14 protein-coding genes are annotated in these 19,543 nt (G+C 64.9%); 8 read left to right on the plus strand and 6 right to left on the minus strand.

The genetic code is table 11. From position 1 onward, the window contains the following. Window positions 1-222 precede the first annotated feature (222 nt). From hemC to ABDB84_RS08395, 8 genes are all read left to right on the plus strand, one after another. On the plus strand, window positions 223-1,167 hold the full coding sequence (gene hemC / locus ABDB84_RS08360; protein WP_345919258.1) for a hydroxymethylbilane synthase: 945 nt from the start codon (window positions 223-225) through the stop codon (window positions 1,165-1,167). Continuing rightward, complete coding sequence (locus ABDB84_RS08365) at window positions 1,160-1,933, plus strand: uroporphyrinogen-III synthase (protein ID WP_345919259.1); 774 nt, start codon at window positions 1,160-1,162, stop codon at window positions 1,931-1,933. Before hemC ends, ABDB84_RS08365 begins: the two co-directional genes overlap by 8 nt. 9 nt (window positions 1,934-1,942) lie before the next feature. Continuing rightward, window positions 1,943-3,085, plus strand: a complete 1,143-nt coding sequence (locus tag ABDB84_RS08370) for a uroporphyrinogen-III C-methyltransferase (RefSeq protein WP_345919260.1) — start codon at window positions 1,943-1,945, stop codon at window positions 3,083-3,085. 6 nt (window positions 3,086-3,091) lie between these two features. Then, window positions 3,092-4,267, plus strand: coding sequence for a heme biosynthesis HemY N-terminal domain-containing protein (locus tag ABDB84_RS08375; RefSeq protein WP_345919261.1), 1,176 nt, complete (start codon window positions 3,092-3,094; stop codon window positions 4,265-4,267). A gap of 112 nt (window positions 4,268-4,379) precedes the next feature. Then, entirely contained in the window at window positions 4,380-5,432 is a 1,053-nt protein-coding gene (locus tag ABDB84_RS08380) for a YjgN family protein (protein ID WP_345919262.1), read from the plus strand. Further along, window positions 5,413-6,447, plus strand: a complete 1,035-nt coding sequence (locus tag ABDB84_RS08385) for a M48 family metallopeptidase (protein ID WP_345919263.1) — start codon at window positions 5,413-5,415, stop codon at window positions 6,445-6,447. Before ABDB84_RS08380 ends, ABDB84_RS08385 begins: the two co-directional genes overlap by 20 nt. 125 nt (window positions 6,448-6,572) lie before the next feature. Then, entirely contained in the window at window positions 6,573-7,154 is a 582-nt protein-coding gene (locus ABDB84_RS08390; protein WP_345919264.1) for a hypothetical protein, read from the plus strand. A 13-nt stretch (window positions 7,155-7,167) separates the two neighbouring features. Further along, window positions 7,168-7,851, plus strand: a complete 684-nt coding sequence (locus tag ABDB84_RS08395; protein WP_345919265.1) for a S1C family serine protease — start codon at window positions 7,168-7,170, stop codon at window positions 7,849-7,851. A 17-nt stretch (window positions 7,852-7,868) separates the two neighbouring features. On the opposite strand, the gene hemF is transcribed toward ABDB84_RS08395, so the two are convergent. The 6 genes from hemF to ABDB84_RS08425 form a co-directional block, all read right to left on the minus strand. Further along, window positions 7,869-8,774 carry an oxygen-dependent coproporphyrinogen oxidase gene (gene hemF, locus ABDB84_RS08400; RefSeq protein ID WP_345919266.1) on the minus strand — a complete coding sequence of 302 codons (906 nt, stop codon included), beginning with the start codon at window positions 8,772-8,774 and terminating at the stop codon, window positions 7,869-7,871. Between the two features lie 17 nt (window positions 8,775-8,791). Further along, on the minus strand, window positions 8,792-10,075 hold the full coding sequence (purD, locus tag ABDB84_RS08405; protein ID WP_345919267.1) for a phosphoribosylamine--glycine ligase: 1,284 nt from the start codon (window positions 10,073-10,075) through the stop codon (window positions 8,792-8,794). Window positions 10,076-10,093: 18 nt separating this feature from the next. Next, window positions 10,094-11,689: a bifunctional phosphoribosylaminoimidazolecarboxamide formyltransferase/IMP cyclohydrolase gene (gene purH / locus ABDB84_RS08410; RefSeq protein WP_345919268.1), complete on the minus strand. Its 1,596-nt coding sequence runs from the start codon at window positions 11,687-11,689 to the stop codon at window positions 10,094-10,096. A 34-nt stretch (window positions 11,690-11,723) separates the two neighbouring features. Further along, the gene (locus tag ABDB84_RS08415; RefSeq protein ID WP_345919269.1) at window positions 11,724-11,960 is read right to left on the minus strand and encodes a helix-turn-helix domain-containing protein; all 237 of its coding nucleotides are present in this window, start codon (window positions 11,958-11,960) and stop codon (window positions 11,724-11,726) included. After that, on the minus strand, window positions 11,957-12,997 hold the full coding sequence (gene dusB, locus ABDB84_RS08420; protein ID WP_345919270.1) for a tRNA dihydrouridine synthase DusB: 1,041 nt from the start codon (window positions 12,995-12,997) through the stop codon (window positions 11,957-11,959). Before dusB ends, ABDB84_RS08415 begins: the two co-directional genes overlap by 4 nt. Window positions 12,998-13,123: 126 nt before the next feature. Then, the gene (locus ABDB84_RS08425) at window positions 13,124-19,513 is read right to left on the minus strand and encodes a hybrid sensor histidine kinase/response regulator (protein WP_345919271.1); all 6,390 of its coding nucleotides are present in this window, start codon (window positions 19,511-19,513) and stop codon (window positions 13,124-13,126) included. Window positions 19,514-19,543: the final 30 nt, after the last annotated feature.

Raw genomic sequence — 19,543 nt, forward strand, 5'->3', positions numbered from 1 at the left:
GCCAAGGTCACGGCGGGTTACGCAGTGACATGTTTTAGGGGAACATCAAGTTTATCAGTCAGCTGCCCACTTCTGGTGCTTCACAGTCTTGCTATTCCAATCCGCAGCGCCCCACAAAGAAGCATGGCGCTGCGTGATAACATCTGAAGCCTCGACAGACGCAACAAGCGTGCCGCCTGCAAGCTGATTTTGCCCTCAGGACGGTGCGCGCCCCTCGTGACCATGAGCCAATTTCCTGCGCCGCAACTGATCCGTATCGCCACCCGTGAGAGCCGTCTGGCTTTGTGGCAGGCCGAGCATGTCAAGGCGCGCCTTGAGGCGGTCTGGCCCGGCTGCAAGGTCGAATTGCTGGGCATGACCACGCGTGGAGACCAGATTCTTGACCGCAGTCTGTCCAAGGTTGGTGGCAAGGGCTTGTTCGTCAAAGAGCTTGAAGAAGCGCTGCTCGACGGCCGTGCCGACATCGCCGTGCATTCCATGAAGGACGTGCCGGCGCAAATGCCCGATGGATTCGCGCTGATCGCCACCCTGGCACGCGAGCGGCCCTTCGATGCTTTTGTCTCCAATCGTTATGACAGCCTTGACGACATGCCGCCGGGCACGCTGATCGGCACCTCCAGCCTGCGCCGCGAAGCACAGCTGCATGCGCTGTATCCGTTTCTCGGCATCGAGCCGCTGCGCGGCAATCTCGATACGCGGCTGCGCAAGCTCGATGAAGGCAAATACGACGCGATCATTCTCGCTGCCGCCGGTCTGCAGCGTCTGGGTCTGGCCGAGCGCATCCGCGCCGTGCTGCCGCCCGAGGTCTGTCTGCCGGCCGCCGGACAAGGTGCGTTGGGCATCGAGGCGCGTGCGGATCGCCCCGAGCTGGTGGCCTGGCTGGCGCCCCTGGTCGATGCTGGCAGCAGCGCCTGCGTGGCGGCCGAACGCGCGCTGACTGCGCGTCTGGGCGGCAGTTGCGAAGTGCCGATCGGCGCATTCTGCGAAGAAATCGAGGGCGCCCTGCGTTTGCGCGCCATGGTCGCGTCGACCGACGGCCAGCAAATCCTCCGCGTCGAAGGGCGCGCCGGCCATGCTGCTGCGCAGGAGCTGGGCGCAACGCTGGCGGACGAACTTCTGGCACAGGGCGCCGATCGCATTCTCGCTGCGCTGGGTGGTCATGCCTGAGTCATCGGCCCTGCAAGGGCGCTGCGTGCTGGTGACGCGTCCGGCGCATCAGGCGCAGACGCTGGTGCAGGGCTTGCGTGCAGCGGGCGCGGAAGCCCTGCTGTTGCCATTGCTGGAAATTCGCCCGCTGGCTGACACGCAGCCACTGGCTGCCTTGGGCGCGCGGCTGGCGGATTATTCCCTGGTCTTTTTTGTCAGCAGCAATGCCGTGCAGCATGCCTTGCAGGTCTTGCCGCGCGCCTTGTGGCCGGCGCAGCTGCGCATCGCTACGGTCGGGCCGGGCAGTGCGCAAGCGCTGCGTGAGGCTGGCTTTGACCAGGTCTTGCTGCCTGAACGTGATTTTGACAGCGAAGGTGTGCTGGCCATGCCCGCGTTCCAGGCCGCCGCGCTGGCCGGCCGGCGTGTGCTGATTTTGCGCGGCAATGGCGGGCGCGAACTCTTGGCCAGCACGCTGCGCGCGCGCGGCGTCGAAGTGGATGTCGTGAGCTGTTACCAGCGCCTGCCCGCCGTGCTCGATGTGCAGCCGGTGTTGCAGCGCTTTGCGGCCGGGCAGCTGGATGCGATCAGTCTGACCAGCAGCGAGGGCGCGGCGCATTTCGTCGCCCAGCTTGGGGAGGCTGCGCCGCAACTGCTGGCAAGCTTGCCGTGTTTTGTGCCGCATCCGCGCATCGCAGCGAAAATGACGGAACTGGGGGCGCGCACCGTCCGTCTCTGTGAAGCGGGCGATGCTGCGCTGATCAGCGCCCTCCATGATTACTTTGGGTAGAATCCACGCATGAGCGATATCCAGCAAGACCCTTCACAAACGCCGCCGTCCGCCTCGCCAGCCGAGCCCACGACGCCCTCGAATCCCGCCCGGCGGGCGCTGCCCGCGCTGCGCAATCTGTGGCCTGCACTGGCGGTGCTGGCCGTGCTGGTGATGGCCTGGCAGCTGCTCGACACGCGTTATGCCCTGCATGCCCTGCACGAAGATGTGGCGCGGCGCTTCGCCGAAGTCGATGTGAGCAGCCGCGAGGCGCGCCAGCTGGCGCGCAACGGGCAGGACACCGTGCAGAGCTTGCAGGCGCGCCTGGCGGCGCTCGATAACCGCGTGGTCGATGCCGAGGCGCAGCAGACTGCGCTGGAGCGCCTCTATCAGGATTTCTCGCGCAGCAGCGATGACCGCGGCCTGCAAGAGGTGGAACAAGCCATCATCATCGCCGGTCAGCAATTGCAGCTGGCGGGCAATGTGGCCGCCGCGATCAATGCCTTGCAGTCGGCGGACAGCAAACTGGCCAGCATGGGCCAGGCGCGTCTGCAGCCTTTGCGCCGTTCGCTGGCGCAGGATATCGAGCGCCTCAAGGCGCTGCCGCTGGCTGATGTGAATGGCATGGCGCTGCAGATCGAAAGCATGCTGGGCGATGTCGAATCCTTGCCGCTGGCCTTTGAGCACAGCCCGGCTGATGCTGCCAAGCTGGCCAGCAAACAGGCCACACCGCGCGTGCCGCGCACGGCCAAGTCGCCAGCAGCGGCGGCTTCGGCGCCGCTGGCACAGAGCGAAGCGGCCAGCATTGCTGAACAGTTCAAGCGTTTCGGCGCCGATTTGTGGAGCGATTTCAGCCAGCTGGTGCGCGTGCAGCGTCTGGATCGGCCCGACCCGGTGCTGCTGGCGCCCGGCCAGGTCAGCTATCTGCGTGAGAATCTGCGTCTGCGCCTGCTCTCGGCCCGTTTGTCCCTCCTGCAGCGCAATGGCCGCATGTTCGTCACCGACATCCAGCAGTCGCGCCTCTTGCTGCAGCGTTACTTCGATACCGATGCGCGTCAGGTCAGTTCGCTGGTCGACAATCTGCGGCAGATGGAATCAGCGCGGCTGGTCGTCGAAGTTCCCCCTTTGAGCGAAACCGAGGCGATCCTGCGTCGTCTGCGTCTGACGCGGTAAGCTGCCATGCTGAAAGCATTGATCTGGTTGTTGGCCCTGTTTGCCGCCGCGGTGGGGATTACGCTCGCCTCACGTTACAACGATGCCTATGTGCTGCTGGTGTGGCCGCCGTGGCGGGTGCAGATGTCGGCCAATCTGCTGTTGCTGGCCTTGCTGATGGGCTTCGTGGCGATCTACGCCTTGTCCGACGTGGTGGTGCAGACCGTGCGCCTGCCCGGTCGCGTCAAACAATGGCGTGAGGAAAAGCGCCGCGAGCATGCGCAGCGCCTGCTTGCAGATGCGCAGCGTCTGTATCTCGAAGGGCGCTATGGCCAGTCCATGCGCCATGCCGAATCGGCCGTCGAGGCTGGCGCCGCGCAGGGCCTGGCGGCGCTGCAGGCAGCGCGTGCGGCGCAGGCGATGCGCGACTACGAGCGGCGTGATCGCTGGCTGGAGTTCGCCCGCGAACACGACAAGGATGTGCGCATGGCGCGCCTGATGCTGGAAGCGGAGTTCGCCATTGCCGAACGACGCTTCGAAGATGCTGCCGTCAGCCTCGATCAGCTGCGTGCCGCGGGCCATCGCCACATCGCGGTGATGCGTCTGGCGCTGCAGGCCGAGCAGGCGCGTGGCCGCTGGGATGAAGTGGCACGCATCGCCCGCCAGCTGCGCAAGGTTCAGGCGCTCAGTCCGGAGCAGGCAGCGCCCTTGATCCGTCGCGCGAATATCGAGCAGTTGCGTGAGGCCGAGGGCGAGCTGGAACAGATGCAGCGCATCTGGAACAGCATCTCCGCCGACGAGCGGCACGACACCGGCTTGCTGCTGCGCGCCGTGCCTTACCTGATTGCTTCGGGCGACCTCATCCTCGGCGTCAGCGCGATCGAAGCGGCGCTGGACAAGGAATGGGAGCCCGAGCTGGCGGTGCTGTATGGCCGTTGCCGTACCCTCGATCTGCATCGTCAGCTGGTTACCGCCGAGGCCTGGCTGCGCCAGCACCCCGATGATGCCGGCCTGTTGCTGACGCTGGCACGCCTGTGTTTGCGCGGCCAGCTGTGGGGCAAGGCGCAGAGCTATCTGGAAGCTTCGCTGTCGATCATGCCGACGCGTACAGCGCATCTGGAACTGGCCAAGCTTAGTGAGTCCCTCGGTCAGACCAGCGAGGCGCAGACGCACTACAAGGCGGCGGCCGAGCTGGGGGCCTGAGTCGCGGCGTCTTGCTTTGCGCCTGATCAGAACTGCCCGGATGTCCCGGCGGCTGCCTGCCGTGTTGCGTGCATAATGCCGACACGATAAATACAGATCAGTGCGGGGGCGTATGGACGGCATGCAGGAGCAGGGCGCAGTGCGGCGGGAGTTCAGTTTCACGGGCGAAGGCGGCGAGTACTTCCGCATCTGGATCGTCAATCTTCTGCTGTCGATCATCACCCTGGGCATTTATTCGGCCTGGGCCAAGGTGCGGCGCGAGCAATACTTCCACCGCAATACCGTCCTCGATGGCTCGGCGCTCGAATACCACGGCCAGCCGCTGGCCATCCTCAAGGGTCGTCTGCTGATTGTCGGCTTGCTGGCGTTTCAGCAGATTGCCGGCGGTATCAGCCCTGTAGTGGCCGCCTTGCTGTCGCTGGCTTTCTCCATCGCCTTGCCCTGGATCATCTGCCAGGCGATCCGTTTCCGCGCCTGGAATACCAGCTGGCGTGGCGTGCATCTTGGCTTCACCGGCAGCTTTCGCGGCATGGCGCGCGTCTACTTCCTCAATGGCTTGCTCGTTGTGGTGACGCTTGGTCTGGCCACGCCCTGGTGGCTGAATCGTTTTCAGCGCTACATTTTTTCCAATCTGCGTTTCGGCGGCGAGCCCTTTGAGGCTGAGCCGCCGGTCTGGGATTACTACAAGCCCTTGCTGGTTCTGGCCGTGGTCTTTATTGCAGGGCTGGGTCTGCTGGTTGGCAGTTTTTTCGCCTCGGTTATGCATGGGGGGGCAGGCGCTGCGCCTTCAGCGACGGCAATGAGCTCCTTTTCGTTCATGCTGATCGTGTTTTATTTCGTGCTCTACCTGGTGGGCGCCAGCTACGTCAAAGCCCGTCTGGCCAATGCCTTGTGGAATCACACCCGCGTCGGTGAGCATCAATTCCACAGCAGTTACAGCAGCCGCAAACTGTTCACCCTCACGCTGAGCAATAGCATCGCCATCGTGCTGAGCCTCGGCCTGTTCCTGCCCTTCGCCAAGGTGCGCCTGGCGCGCTACCGTGCGCAGACCATGGCGCTGGAGAGCGACAGCGATCTGGACTCTTTTGTCGCTCAGCAGGAGGAACAGGCGCGTGCCGTGGGCGATCAGGCGGCAGAATTGCTCGATGTCGACCTCGGCTTCTGAACCTGTCTCGCGCAGCGGGCGTTATTTCGACGGACGCAGTACGCGTCCGGCAGAGGTGAGCCTGCGGATCGATGCGCAGCAGCTGCAGCTGGAGGGCGTGCTGACGCAGCGCTGGGCACTCGCCCAGCTGTCGATCAGCGAGCGTCTGGGGCACGCGCAGCGGCGCATCCTGCTGCCCGGCGGTGCGTTCATCGAGGTCGCGGACGATCCGTGCTGGGACGTTTTGCCGCAGCAGTGGGGGCGCAGCGGCCTGCGCCTGGCCTGGCTGGAGTCGCGCTGGCGTCACGCGTTGGCGGCCCTGCTGGTGCTGATCGTGGTCTGCGTGAGTGGCTATCTGTATGCCTTGCCCTGGCTGGTCGAGCGTATTGCGCTGCAGGTGCCCGCCACCTGGGTCAGCGAGCTCTCGCGTGGCACCCTGGACCTCATTGATCGCTTCTACACCGCCCCCAGCAAGCTGCCCGCGGCGCGCCAGCAGCAGATCCGCGCAGCACTTGCCGCCTGGCGCCCGGCTGGCGAGCCTCTGCCGGCCTACCGTTTGCACTTTCGTGATGGGCTGAGGATAGGGCCGAATGCATTTGCCATGCCCTCGGGCGATATCGTGGTGACCGATCAGCTGGTGGCGCTGGCCAGCGACGACCGCGAAGTGCTCGGCGTGCTGGCGCATGAGATCGGCCACGTGCAGCGTCGCCATGCCCTGCGCCAGCTGATGCAGGGCGCGACCCTGGTGATTGTAATCAATATCCTGCTGGGCGATATGGGGGACATGAGCGGCAATATGGCGGCTCTGATGAACCTCACTTACTCGCGGGATTTCGAGCGTGAGGCGGACGACTATGCGGCGGCGCTGATGCGCGCCAATCATGTCGATCCGCGCCGTCTGGCCGATCTTCTGCAGCGTCTGGACCCCGCAGGCGCCAAGGAGAGCTCCGCCCTGATCGGTTATTTCCAGAGCCACCCGGTGACCGCCGAGCGCATCCAGCGCCTGCGCGCCCCGGCGCAGGGTGTTGAGCGCTGACCTGGTGTTTTTGTGATCGTCTTCGCGGAGGGCCTTGAGTGTTGTGCTTGAGCTGGATTCATCTTGCATGCAAACTGCAGCACACCTCTGTGTGCAGAAACCATAAATATCGAGAGCCGCGCCCGATGAAATCTTTTCGCCTGATCTGTCTTGCTGCGGCATTGGCAGCTTGCTCGACCATGTCGGGCTCCGAGTATCAAGCGCCGACCAGCGGTGCGCTGGCCACGCTGCAAATTCGTGGCAATGCCCTGCTGGGCCGGACTGATCTCTATAGTTTTGATGATCAGCGCAATTGCGCGGGTACCCGTCTGCTGGTGAGCAGCACAGGGATTCCCGGGCAAATCAAGAAGAGCCTCAAGGTGAGGGCTGATGAGCCCTTTTCGCTGTTGTTGCAGAGCACATTGGGCTCGCAGCGCTGCACCGTTGTGGCCACCATGAAACCCGCTGTGGACAAGAGCTATCTTGTTGATATTCGCGCCATTGGGGGGATTTGCGGGATGGTGCTGCTGGATGTGAGCGATCCGGCCTTTCCCAAAAACGGGCAGTCCTTGGTGTCGCGGACTTACGTACAGACCTCCGATTGGCGTAATGCGCGTTGCAAGGAGGAAGATGTCGATGCCTTGCTCGTACGCCCCGTCAATCGCAGTGGGCTGAAGATGAGTGACATCAAAGATCTATTGCCGCCAGCAAGCAATGCGGCCAAGTGAGCGGGAGCACGTCATGTTGAAATGGTTTCTCACAGGTCTTGTGTCTCTGGGGATGGTGATGCCGGCCTGGGCGCTCGATTCGGATCAACTTTTCCGCGTGCTGGCGCCCAGTGTATGGCTGGTCCGCACGCTTGATCGCGATGGTTTGCCGCTGGGCATTGGATCGGCGGTGGTGGTCAGCCCCAAGCAGCTGTTGAGTAATTGTCATGTGCTCAAGGGCGCCAAATCCTTCCTGCTGGTCAAGGAAGATGTGAGCTTCAAAGGCAGGCTGGAACAGGTGGATCTGGAGCGTGACATGTGCCTGCTGGCCGTCAGCGCGCCGGACTTCAATGCGCCGGCAGTGGCGCTGGGCGATAGTGACAAGGTGCAGGTGGGGACACGTGTTGTGGCGCTAGGCAATCCGCGCGCCTTGGAGCTGACCTTTTCGGAAGGCCTGGTATCGCGCCTCGAAAAGAGCGAGCGCACGGGTTTGCTGGACAAGATCCAGACCTCGGCGCCTATTTCGCCGGGTTCCAGTGGCGGCGGGCTGTTTGATGCGGAGGGGCGTCTGATCGGCATCACGCAGAGCGCCCTCATTCAGGCGGGTTCGCAGAATCTGAACTTTGCCTTGCCGATCAACTGGCTCAAGGATTTGCCGGCGCGCAGCGCTGAACAACTCGCGGCCTATTACGCCGAGCAAGCCAAGCTGCGCAAATAGGCGCCGCCGGTGAGCATTTACACCCAGTCGCGTGCGCTGAGGAACTCTTCGTAGAGCCGGGCTTCGGCGCTGCCCGCTTCGGGCTGCCAGTCGTAGCGCCAGCTCACTTCGGCAGGCATCGACATGAGGATCGATTCGGTGCGACCGCCGGACTGCAGGCCGAAGTGTGTGCCGCGGTCGAAGACCAGGTTGAATTCCACGTAGCGGCCGTGACGATAGGACTGGAAGGCGCGTTCGCGCTCGCCCCAGGGTGTGTCGCGACGGCGTTCGATGATCGGCAGGTAGGCGCTCAGGAAGGCGTCGCCCACGCTTTGTGTGAGGGCGAAGCTGTGGGCGAAGTCCTGCTCGTTGAAGTCGTCGAAGAACAGACCGCCGATGCCGCGTGGCTCGTTGCGATGCTTGAGGAAGAAGTAGCGGTCGCACCAGGCCTTGAAGCGCGGATAGAGTTCGCTGCCAAAGGGGGCCACGGCATCGCGGCAGACGCGGTGGAAGTGCTGCGCGTCTTCGACAAAACCGTAGTAGGGCGTCAGATCCATGCCGCCGCCGAACCACCAGACGGGCGCGGCATCGCTGCCATCGGCAGGACGCGTACTGAAAAAGCGCACGTTCATGTGCACCGTCGGGCAGTACGGATTGCGCGGATGCAGGACCAGGGAGACGCCCATTGCCTCGAAGGCGGCGCCGGCTAGCTCGGGCCGGTTGGCGGTGGCCGAAGGCGGCAGCTGGCCGCCCATGACATGCGAGAAATTGACGCCGCCGCGTTCGAAGAAGTTGCCGCCTTCGATCACCCGCGTCAGCCCGCCGCCGCCATCCGGGCGCTGCCAGCTGTCGCTGCGGAAGCTTTTGCCATCAAAGGCTTCCAGCGCGCGGACGATGCGCGTTTGCAGATCGACGAGGTAGGGGCGGACGAGGGCGGCAGACATCTGTGGCGTACTCCGGCTCAGCGCTTGATGGCGCGATGGCCGATGTCAGTGCGGTACTGCATGCCATCGAAGTGGATGTGGCTGATCGCCTCGTAGGCGCGGTGCTGCGCAGCCTTGACCGAGTCGCCCAGCGCCGTGACGCAGAGCACGCGGCCGCCCGTGGTGCGCACCGTGCCGTCTTCGGCGCGGCTGCTGCCGGCGTGGAAGACATGCACGTCTTCGGTCTTGAATTCCAGACCCTTGATGACATCGCCCTTGCGCGGATTTTCCGGGTAGCCGGCCGCGGCGAGCACGACGCCCAGCGCGACGCGTCTATCCCATTCGGTATCCACGGTATCGAGCTTGCCGGCGACGGCCGCTTCGATCAGGTCGACGAGGTCGGTTTTCAGGCGTGCCATGATCGGCTGCGTTTCCGGGTCGCCCATGCGGCAGTTGAATTCGACCACGCGCGGCGCGCCATGCTCGTCGATCATCAGGCCGGCGTAGAGGAAGCCGGTGTAAGGCACGCCTTCCGCAGCCATGCCGGCCAGGGTCGGCTGGATGATTTCGCGCATCACGCGCGCATGCACTTGCGGCGTCACCACCGGCGCCGGCGAGTAGGCGCCCATGCCGCCGGTATTCGGGCCGACATCGCCATCGCCCAGACGCTTGTGGTCCTGACTGGTGGCCAGCGCCAGCGCATGCTTGCCATCGGCCAGCACGATGAAGCTGGCTTCTTCACCCTGCATGAATTCTTCGATCACCACGCGCGCGCCTCCGGCGTCGTATTGCACGCCGAGGCTGTTGCTGCCGAGCATCATGTCGATGGCGGCATGCGCTTCGTCCAGGCTCATCGCCACCACCACGCCCTTGCCGGCGGCCAGGCCATCGGCCTTGATGACGATGGGCGCGCCTTCGCGATCCACATAGGCGTGGGCCGCTGCGGCGTCGCTGAAGGTCTGGTATTTCGCGGTCGGAATATTGTGGCGGACGAGGAACTGCTTGGCGAAATCCTTGGAGGATTCAAGCTGGGCCGCAGCGCGCGTCGGGCCGAAGATCGGCAGGCCGGCAGCGCGGAAGGCATCGACCACGCCAGCGGCGAGCGGCGCTTCGGGGCCGACCACGGTGAGGCCGATCTGCTCCTGCTTGACCCAGGCCACCAACTCATTGATGTCGGTGATCGGCAGGTTCTCCAGCTCGATCTCGGCGGCGGTACCGGCATTGCCGGGCGCCACATAGACCTTCTGCATGCGCGGCGATTGCGAGAGTTTCCAGGCCAGTGCGTGTTCGCGGCCGCCTGATCCGATGACGAGAATTTTCATGAAGCGCTACCCGTGAGCTTAGTGGCGGAAATGACGGAAGCCGGTCAGCACCATGGCGATGTTCTGCTCGTCGGCGGCGGCAATCACCTCGGCGTCGCGCATCGAGCCACCGGGCTGGATGACGGCGGTGGCGCCGGCTTGCGCCAGCACGTCCAGACCATCGCGGAACGGGAAGAAGGCGTCCGAGGCGACCACGCAGCCGGGAATGCTCAGGCCCGCGTTCTCGGCCTTGATCTTGGCGATGCGCGCGGAATCCACGCGGCTCATCTGGCCGGCACCGACGCCGACCGTCATGCTGTCCTTGCAATAGACGATGGCATTGGATTTCACGTACTTGGCCACGCGCCAGGCGAACAGCAGGTCGGCCAGTTCCTTGTCGGACGGCGCACGCTTGGTGACCACCTTGAGGTCGCTCACGGCGAGCACGGCATCGTCATAGGTCTGCACCAGCAGGCCGCCGGCGACGCGCTTGTAATCGGTCTGGCTGATCTTGCCGAGCGGGCAGCTGAGCACCCGCACATTCTTCTTGGCGGCCAGCAGGGCCAGCGCTTCGGGCGTGTAGCCGGGGGCGATGCAGACTTCCATGAACTGGCCGGAGATCGCATTGGCCGTCGCTTCATCCACGATGGCATTGAAGGCGATGATGCCGCCGAAGGCCGAGGTCGGGTCGGTCGAGAAAGCCTTGCGATAGGCTTCTTCCGGCGTCGCGCCGAGTGCCACGCCGCAGGGATTGGCGTGCTTGACGATGACACAGGCGACCGAGCTGCCGGCATCGAAAGCCTTGACGCATTCCCAGGCGGCATCCGAGTCGGCGATGTTGTTGTAGGACAGCTCCTTGCCCTGCAGCTGGCTGTAGGCGCCGATGCCGCCGGGCTGCGCAGTCGGATCGCGGTAGAAGGCCGCGCTCTGGTGCGGGTTCTCGCCGTAGCGCAGATCCTGCACCTTGTCGAAGGCCAGTTGCAGCTTTGCCGGGTAGGCGGCGCGCACCGGGGCGGTGGCAGGTGCGAGCTGCTCGGCATCGACCGCGGTCAGCCAGTTGGCAATGGCCGAGTCGTAGCGTGCGGTGTGGGTGTAGGCCTTGCGAGCCAGCTCGAAACGGGTTTTGTAGGACAGCTCGCCAGCCGCTTGCAGCTCGGCGATGATGTCGGCGTAGTCGGCCGGATCGGTGACGATGCCCACGCCACCGGCTTCGCTGCCATGGTTCTTGGCCGCCGAGCGGACCATTGCCGGGCCGCCGATGTCGATGTTCTCGATGGCGTCCTGCAGCGTGCATTCGGGATTGGCGACCGTCGCTTCAAACGGGTAGAGATTGACCACCACCAGGTCGATGCGCGGAATCTGGTGCGCTTCCAGCGTTGCCAGGTGCTCGGGCAGATCGCGGCGCGCGAGGATGCCGCCATGCACCTTGGGATGCAGGGTCTTGACGCGGCCATCGAGCATCTCGGGGAAGCCGGTGTAGTCACCGACGTCGGTCACCGGCAGACCGGCATCGCGGATGGCCTTGGCCGTGCCGCCGGTCGACAGCAGTTTGACGCCGAGGTCGGCGAGCTGGCGAGCGAAGTCTACGACGCCTTGCTTGTCGGAGACGCTGAGGAGGGCTTGGGTGACTTTCATGAATGACTTCCGCGAGTGATGATGGGGCGAGCGCTCAGAGCAGACCGTGTTCGGTCAGCTTGCGGCGCAGGGTATTACGTGTGATGCCGAGGATGTCGGCAGCCTGGGTCTGGTTGCCGCCGGTTTGCTGCATGACGGATTGCAGCATCGGTTTTTCGACCTCGCGGATCACCATGTCATAGATGCCGGCGGGCTTTTCACCGTTGAGGTCGGCGAAATAGCGCTCCAGCGCTGCGCTGACACACAGCGAGATTTCGTTTTTGGGACTCATGCTGCAAGGGCTTCCACTTCGTTGGCCGGAGGATTGAAAGGGCTCGCGTAGCTGAGGGTTTCGCCACGCGCCGCAAGTTCGCCGAAGAACTGGTCGACGGCCGCCAGTTGTTCGGTCACGCTTTCCAGCAAATACATTTGCTGGCGGAAGGCATTCGAGCCTGCCAGGGTCTTGGTGTACCAGCTGATGTGCTTGCGCGCCACGCGCAGGCCGCTGTCTTCACCATAGAAATCGTAGAGATCGAAGAGATGCTCGCGACAGACGCGATGCACTTCGCTGACGGCAGGCGGTGCGAGCAGCTGGCCGTGGGCAAGATAGTGCTCGATCTCGCGGAAGATCCACGGCCGGCCTTGCGCGGCGCGGCCGATCATCAGGCCATCGGCACCGGTGTAGTCGAGCACCTGCTTGGCCTTTTGCGGCGAGTCGATGTCGCCATTGGCAATCAGCGGAATGCGAATGCGTGTCTTGACCGCCGCGATGGTGTCGTACTCGGCTTGGCCCGTGTATTGGTCGCAGCGCGTGCGGCCGTGGATGGCGATCAGGCGGATGCCGCTGTCTTCGGCAATGCGGGCGATGCGCTCGGCATTGCGCGAGTTGCGATCCCAGCCGGTGCGGAATTTCAGCGTCACCGGCGTGTCGGGCACGGCGCGCACCACGGCATCGAGAATGCGCGCGACCAGGGCTTCATCGCGCAGCAGGGCCGAGCCGGCGGCGACATTGCAGACCTTCTTGGCCGGGCAGCCCATGTTGATGTCGATGATCTGGGCGCCACGTTCGGCATTGAAGCGTGCCGCGTCGGCCATCATCTGCGGGTCGGCGCCGGCAATCTGCACGCTGATCGGATCGACCTCGCCAATATGGTTGGCGCGCCGCTGCGTCTTGGTGCTGCCATAGAGCAAGGCGTTCGAGGTGACCATCTCGGAGACCGCCAGACCCGCGCCCATTTTCTTGCAAAGCTGGCGGAAAGGGCGGTCCGTCACGCCAGCCATCGGCGCGACAAACAGGTTGTTCTTGAGACGGATGCCGGCAAATTCCATCAGGGCGAACGCCTGCTGGACAGGCGGGTGTGTAAGGCGGGAAGGGGCGAATTCTACTCTGCCCGGGCCCCCTGCGGGCAAGCTGTCCAAAAGTTCCCGGCTTTTGGACAGCACCTTCCCCTCGCCTCAGCGGCGATGCGCAGCGGTGACGAATTCGTCGATCAGGCCCAGCAGCTGGTCTTCCTGGTAGGGCTTGCCGAGGTAGTGATTGACGCCGATTTCCATCGCGTAATTGCGGTGCTTGTCGGCCATCCGCGAGGTGATCATGATCAGCGGCAGATGGCGCAGACGCGCGTCGCCACGGATATTGCGCGCCAGATCGAAGCCGTCCATGCGCGGCATTTCGATATCTAGCAGCATCACGTCGGGCAGCGTTTCGGTCAGCTGTTCGAGCGCATCGACGCCGTCCTTGGCGGTGATCACCTTGTAGCCTTCGCGTTCGAGCAGGCGGCTGGTGATCTTGCGCACCGTCAGCGAATCGTCGACCACCATGATGATCGGCGTGTAGGCCGTGCTGACTTCGCTGGCCTGCTGGCTCTGCAGATCGCTGTCGAGCGTGCTGCCGCCCTGGCGGCCGGCCAGCACCACCGGGTTGAGGATCAGCGAGATTTCGCCATTGGGCAGCACCGTGGCACCGGTGTAGCCATGCAGACGCACGAATTGCGGCCCGGCGTTCTTGACGATGATTTCCTGGTTGCCGAGCAGGGCGTCGATGTAGAGGCCGAGCTGGTCATTGCCGGCGCGCAGCAACAGCACCCAGTGGAAGCGCTTGGTTTCCGGCTGCGATTCGGTGTCGCCGAGCAGGCGCGGCAGGTAGCGCACCGGGTAGCGCTGGCCCTTCCATTCGGCGTAGCCCTGGCTGCGGTAGGCATTGAGCACGTCTTCCTTGACCTCGATGGCTTGCTCGACCATGTTCGAGGGAATCGCGTAGGTGCGTGCGCCGACGCGCACCAGCAAAGCCTGGGTGACGGCCAGGGTGAGCGGCAGGTGGATCAGGAAGCGCGCGCCCTGACCAGGGGTCGAGGACACATCGATGCGGCCGCCGACCGACAGCGCTTCGTTCTTGACCACGTCCATGCCGATGCCGCGACCGGCCAGGCCGGTCACCTGTTCGGCCGTCGAGAAGCCCGGTTCGAAGATCATCTGGGTCAGGCGGTTCTCGCTGACCTCCTCGTCGGCGCCGAGCAGACCGCTGCTGCGCGCACGCGCGGCGATGCGCTGGTAATCGAGACCATGACCGTCATCGGCCATTTCCAGCGCGATTTCATTCGACAGCTGGCTCAGCTTGAGCGTGATCTGGCCGGTTTCCGGCTTGCCGGCGGCGAGGCGTTCGGCCGGGCTTTCGATGCCATGGGCGATTGCATTGCGCAGCAGATGCTCGATCGGCGCCACCATCTTGTCGAGCACGCCACGGTCGATTTCGATATTGCCGCCGATGATGTCGAGGTTGGCGCGCTTGTCCATCTCGCGCGCGCTCTGCCGCACGACGCGGTAGAGACGGTCGACGACATCGTTGAAGGGCACCATGCGCACGCCCATCAGCGCCTGCTGCAGGTCACGCGACAGGCGGCCTTGCGCGTGCAGGGCCGAGTCGGCGCCGTCGAGGTTGCGCAACAGGGTTTGCTGGATGGTCGTTACGTCACCGACCGACTCGGCCATCATCCGCGTGAGTTCCTGCAGGCGCGTGAAGCGGTCGAATTCGAGCGGGTCGAAATTGGCGTGCTGTGATTCGGCGGCGGCGATGCGCGACTGCATCTGCGATTCGGCCGAGATTTCCACCTCGCGCAGCTGATTGCGCAGACGGATGACGTTTTCCGTGAGGTCCAGCAGCGAGCGGCGCAGGGTCCGCATCTCGCCCTCGACCCGTGTGCGGGCAATGCTGATTTCGCCCGCCTCGTTGACGAAGCGGTCCACCAGATCGGCACGCACACGCACCAGGGCGCGCGGTGTGGCTGGCGCCTCGGGCGTGTCGGCTGGCGGCGCGGCGCGCAGCACGGCGGGGATGTCGGCATCGCTGCGTGGGGCGGGCACGCTGTTCGGCGCCTCAGCTTCGGCGGCCGGGCTCGCCTCGGGGATGCGCTCATCGCCGGTCACCAGCGTATCGGTGCTGCTTTCCGGCAGGGCACTGGCGGCGACCGCGGCATTCGGGTCGCGCAGGGCGCGCAGGATATTGCCGACCTGGTCGAAGCCATTTTCGAGCTCGTCGATCAGCGCGTCCGAACTGTTCGCGCCGGCTGCTTCGAGGCGGCTTTCCAGGCGGTGCACGGCTTCGCCCAGGCGCATGGCGCCGGCCATGCGCGCACTGCCCTTGAGGGTGTGCATCAGGCGCGCCAGCGCGTTGCGCGGCTCTTCGTTGAGCGGATCGCTGCGCAGCTGGCGCAGCGCGTCGCCGATTTCGGCGGACAGCTCGTCGGCTTCTTCAAAGAAGATCGGCAGCAGCTGTTCGTCGAGCTCATCGCTGACGAGGATTTCATCTTCCTGCGCGGCGCTGCCAAGCTCGGCTTGCAGCGCCGCTTCAGCCTCGATGGCGCTGGTGGCAGGCAGTTCGCTCAGTGCTGCGTCGTGTTCCGCTTGCGGTTCCGGCGTTGCGTCGAGCGCGGGTTCGGTGAAAGCGGGTTCGGTGAAGGCGGGTTCGGTGACAACTTCGTCGGCAAGGGCTTCCTCGGCGAGATCGCCATCGGCCAGACCCAGCCAGTCGCTGGCCGGTTCGGGCAGATGCGCTTGCAAGCTGTCGAGCTGGCTGGCCAGGTCGGACATCACATAGGGCATCAGCTGCGCGGCGATTTCATCGCGCATCACTTCCAGTGCGCCGATGGCGGCATCGATCACCGCTTCCTGTGCGGCATCGGGGGCGACCTGGGCTTCGTTGAAGCGATGCAGGCAGTGCTCCAGCGCCTTGCCCAGCAGATGCGGGGCTTCAAAGCGTGTGGTGCCGGAGATGCCGCCCAGCGTATGTGCTGCGCGCACGGCATCCTTGCTCGGTGGCAGGGTGGGGTCGGCCAGGCGCTGTTGCTGGTCGGCGCGCAAGCTGGCCAGATGCTGCGCGGATTCATTGAGATAAAGCTCGTAGAGGCCGCGCGAGAGCGTGCTGCCGCCGATCTGCACATCGCTGTCGGGGATGCTCTCGGGGAAGGGCTCCGGCTCTGTCTCGTGTTGGCTGGGCGGAACGGCCGCTGATTCGAGATTGATCACCGGCAGGCCGATGTCTTCATCGTCGTCTTCGATGGAGACCTCTTCAAGCGCGGGCTCCAGCACCGGTTCGGGGTAGTGGTCCGCTGCGCTGTCCGGCACGCTGGCGGCAGGCGGCACTTCACCCAGCGCTTCGATGCTGTGCGCCGGCCCGGTCTCGGGAATGTGCAGCAGATCGTCGAGCGCCGTGCTGCTCAGATCCGTTTCAGCCTGAGCCTCCTCCGGCGTTGCGGTGTCGGGCAGCAGCAGGCTGTCCAGCTCGATCTCTACTTCTGACGCGGCTTCTGACCCGCTTTCTGCCTCCGTCTCAAGAGACGTGGTGGGCTGCGTCTCGGCGGGGATTTCGTCGAGCAGGTCTTCCAGCGAAGTGGCCGTCAGGTCCAGCTCGTCGAGCGCAGCCGTTTCGGCGGGGCGGGCGTCGTGCTCATCCTGCAGCTGCAGCAGGCTGTCATTGAGCAGCGAAGCGGCCAGGTCCAGCTCTTCCTCTGCCGGCGCTTCTTCTGCGGCGGGCGGCGGCTCGACCCCCGGATCGAGATCGAGGTCCAGATCGGTGCCGGTAAACAGCGCATCTTCCTCGCCGTTTGCCGAGGTCTCGCCAGGTAGGTCTTCGAGTTCGGTTGCCGTCAGGTCGAATTCGCTCAGCGGTTCGAGCATCAGCTCGCTGTCCTGGCCGAGCTCACCGACATGCGGCATGTCATGGATGTGTGAGGCTTCGAGCGAGCTGTCGTAGTGCTCAGCCGCGCTGTCCGGCGCCGATTCCGGCAGCTCGGGCAGCGACAGAAGTCCCTCCGCCTGGCTGAGCGGATCGAGGGACTCATCTGCAAGACTTGCGCCCGACTGCGCGGTGGCCGGGTCTTCTGCCACCGCGCGCTCAGGGTGCGGTGGGCGTGTGGGGGTCAGGGTGTTGGGCAGATAGGCTTCGTCCGGCGCCGGGTCCAGCGATGCCAGCAAGGCCTGGGCGTGTTCGATCAGCGCTTTGGCGTCGCGCCAGGCGCTACCGCCGGACTTGAGCTGCTCGACCCAGGCGCCGAAATTGGCGACGCCGGCGTCGATCAGGCTGAGCAGATCGATCGTGGTGTCCTTTTCCAGCTGCAGCCAGCGGTTCATCGTCATTTCGACCTGACGCGCCGCTTCCGAGAAGGCTTCCAGGCCGACCATGCGGCTTGAGCCCTTGAGCGTGTGGAAGCCGCGGCGGATGGTCACCAGCGCTTCGTGGTTATGCGGTTCGCGTGCGGCGATGGCGCGCTGTGCGCTCTGGTTGGCAAGCACTTCCTGAGCTTCTTCGAGGAAGATTTCCAGCAGTTCGGCGTCGAGTTCTTCAACGCTGACCTGCATCAGGCGTTCGGCTTCTTCGGAGTGCTGCGGTGCTGCCGGCGAGGCGACCGCCGACAGCGCTTCCTGGATATGCGAAGACGATACCGAGCCGCCGGCCTTGAGGTCGGCAATCACATCGCTGGCTTGTTGTTCCAGATTGCGGTCGGCGAGCAGGTGGGCGTCGTCGCGGATCGCTTCGAGATTGCTCACCAGCTGCTCGCGCAGCGCGCTGTTTTCCGGTTCGTCGCGCAGGGCTTCGACCAGCGACTGCGTCTCGCGCGATTCGCGCAGCAGCTGCGCTTCGACGGTGCCGCTGGCGGCATCCTTGGCGGCTTCGGCGGCAAAGCGGCCGGACGGATCGAGGAAGTCGTCGAGGCGCGCCGGGCCGTTGCGCAAGGCTTCGACATAGAAACCGAGCGCCGAGAGATTGTGCGCCAGGCTGTCGCAGGCCTCGCGTTCCGGCGGCGTGTTCTGGATCGAGAACTGGCGGATCTGCGCTGCGCTCTCGCCGACCAGCTGTGCGGCGCGGTTCTCGCCGAGCATCGACAATGCGCCTTCGACCTGCTTGAGCGGCGCAGCCAGCGCGGCAAGGCTGTCGCGTTGCTCGGGGGCGCGGAAGAAGGCGTCGAGCGCCTGCTCGATCTGCCCCAGATTGGTCTGGATTTCACGCGCCAGCTGGTTGAAGAACAGGCGTTCCTGAGCGCGCGTGGAGGCGTCACCGAACAGCGAGGCATCCATGGCCGGCGGGCGGCCGCCCTTGCTGCGGATGTCGTAAATCGTGCTCAGCATGTCGACCTGACGCTGCAGCAGCGACTTGTCGTAGGCCGGCGACTGGATGGCGTGTTCGGCGATCAGCAGGCCGGTGGCCAGCTCCATCGACACAGCCTCGTTTTGCCGCAGCGGATCGTCGCGTAGCCAGCTGCCGACGCGGCTCATGCTGCCGAGCAGGGGCTCGATGAGCGGCATGTTGAGCGCCTGCACACGCTTGAGCAGCTCGTCGAGCTGGTCCTGAAATTGCGGCAGGGCAATGGCGGCACCTGCGCTGAAGCGGTTCCAGGCGTCCTTGCAGGCTTCGAGTGCTTCCTGCGCGCGCAGGATCAGCGGTTGCCGCAGGGTGCTGGAGATTTCCTGGTCCGGCGTCGGCAGGGCGGCGGCCAGTTTGTAGACCTCGCGCACCGATTGGGCGTGCGGCGTCGACACATTGGCGGTGGCCACGAAGTACAGCACGTCGCGCACCAGGCGCTCGGCGACGACTTGCGAGCCCTCGATGATGCGGCGCATCTGCGTGTCGATGCGGCGGCACAGGCGTTGCGTGCTGCGCTCAACGGCGATCACGCCCTCGGCCAGGCCTTCAAAAAAGGCAATCGACGCCCACCAGAAGGCGCGCGTCGCCGGCTGCGACTGGATGCGTTCGATGCCTTGCACGGCGCGCAGCATTTCTTCCGCGCCGGCGCGGCTGTGCGGCTGGCGCAGCCACTGCAGCAAACCCTTTTCGAAGCGGCCGCGCAGCACGCGCAAATCATGCGCAGGATTGGCGGACGTCACGGTTTCGCGGGCGTCCAGCTGGGGCCGCACGCTGATGTCGGGGAAGAACAGTTCGGAGGCTTGCGGGGCATCTTCACCGCGGGCGATGACCAGTTCGCGATAGGCCGGGAACAGGCGCAGCGGCTTGTGCTCGGCGCCGGCGATCAGTTCGCTGAGGTAATTGGCGAGCACCGCCAGGCTGCGCTTGGCGAGCTGGAGCTGTTCGCTGGAGGGCGCGTCTTCGGCACCGGCCAGCGCCGAGAGCAGCTTGTCGATGGCTTCGGAGAACTGCGCCACGCCGTCGAGGCCGACCACGGCGAGGGCGCCGCTGGCCTGGTGCACGTGGTTCTGCGCAAAGCGCAGCGGTTCGCGCTGTCCGGGTTGCGCCAGCGCTTCGTCGAGGCTGGCCGTGGCACGGCCCAAGGCCGCGTCCAGCTCTGCTTTGACCCAGCTCAGCGGTCCAATATCGAAATCGGTCACTTGACTCATCTGTTCCTCTCGGAGCACTTCAGGCCCGCA

This window comes from Uliginosibacterium sediminicola (assembly GCF_039631295.1).
Taxonomy (GTDB): Bacteria; Pseudomonadota; Gammaproteobacteria; order Burkholderiales; family Rhodocyclaceae; genus Viridibacterium; species Viridibacterium sediminicola.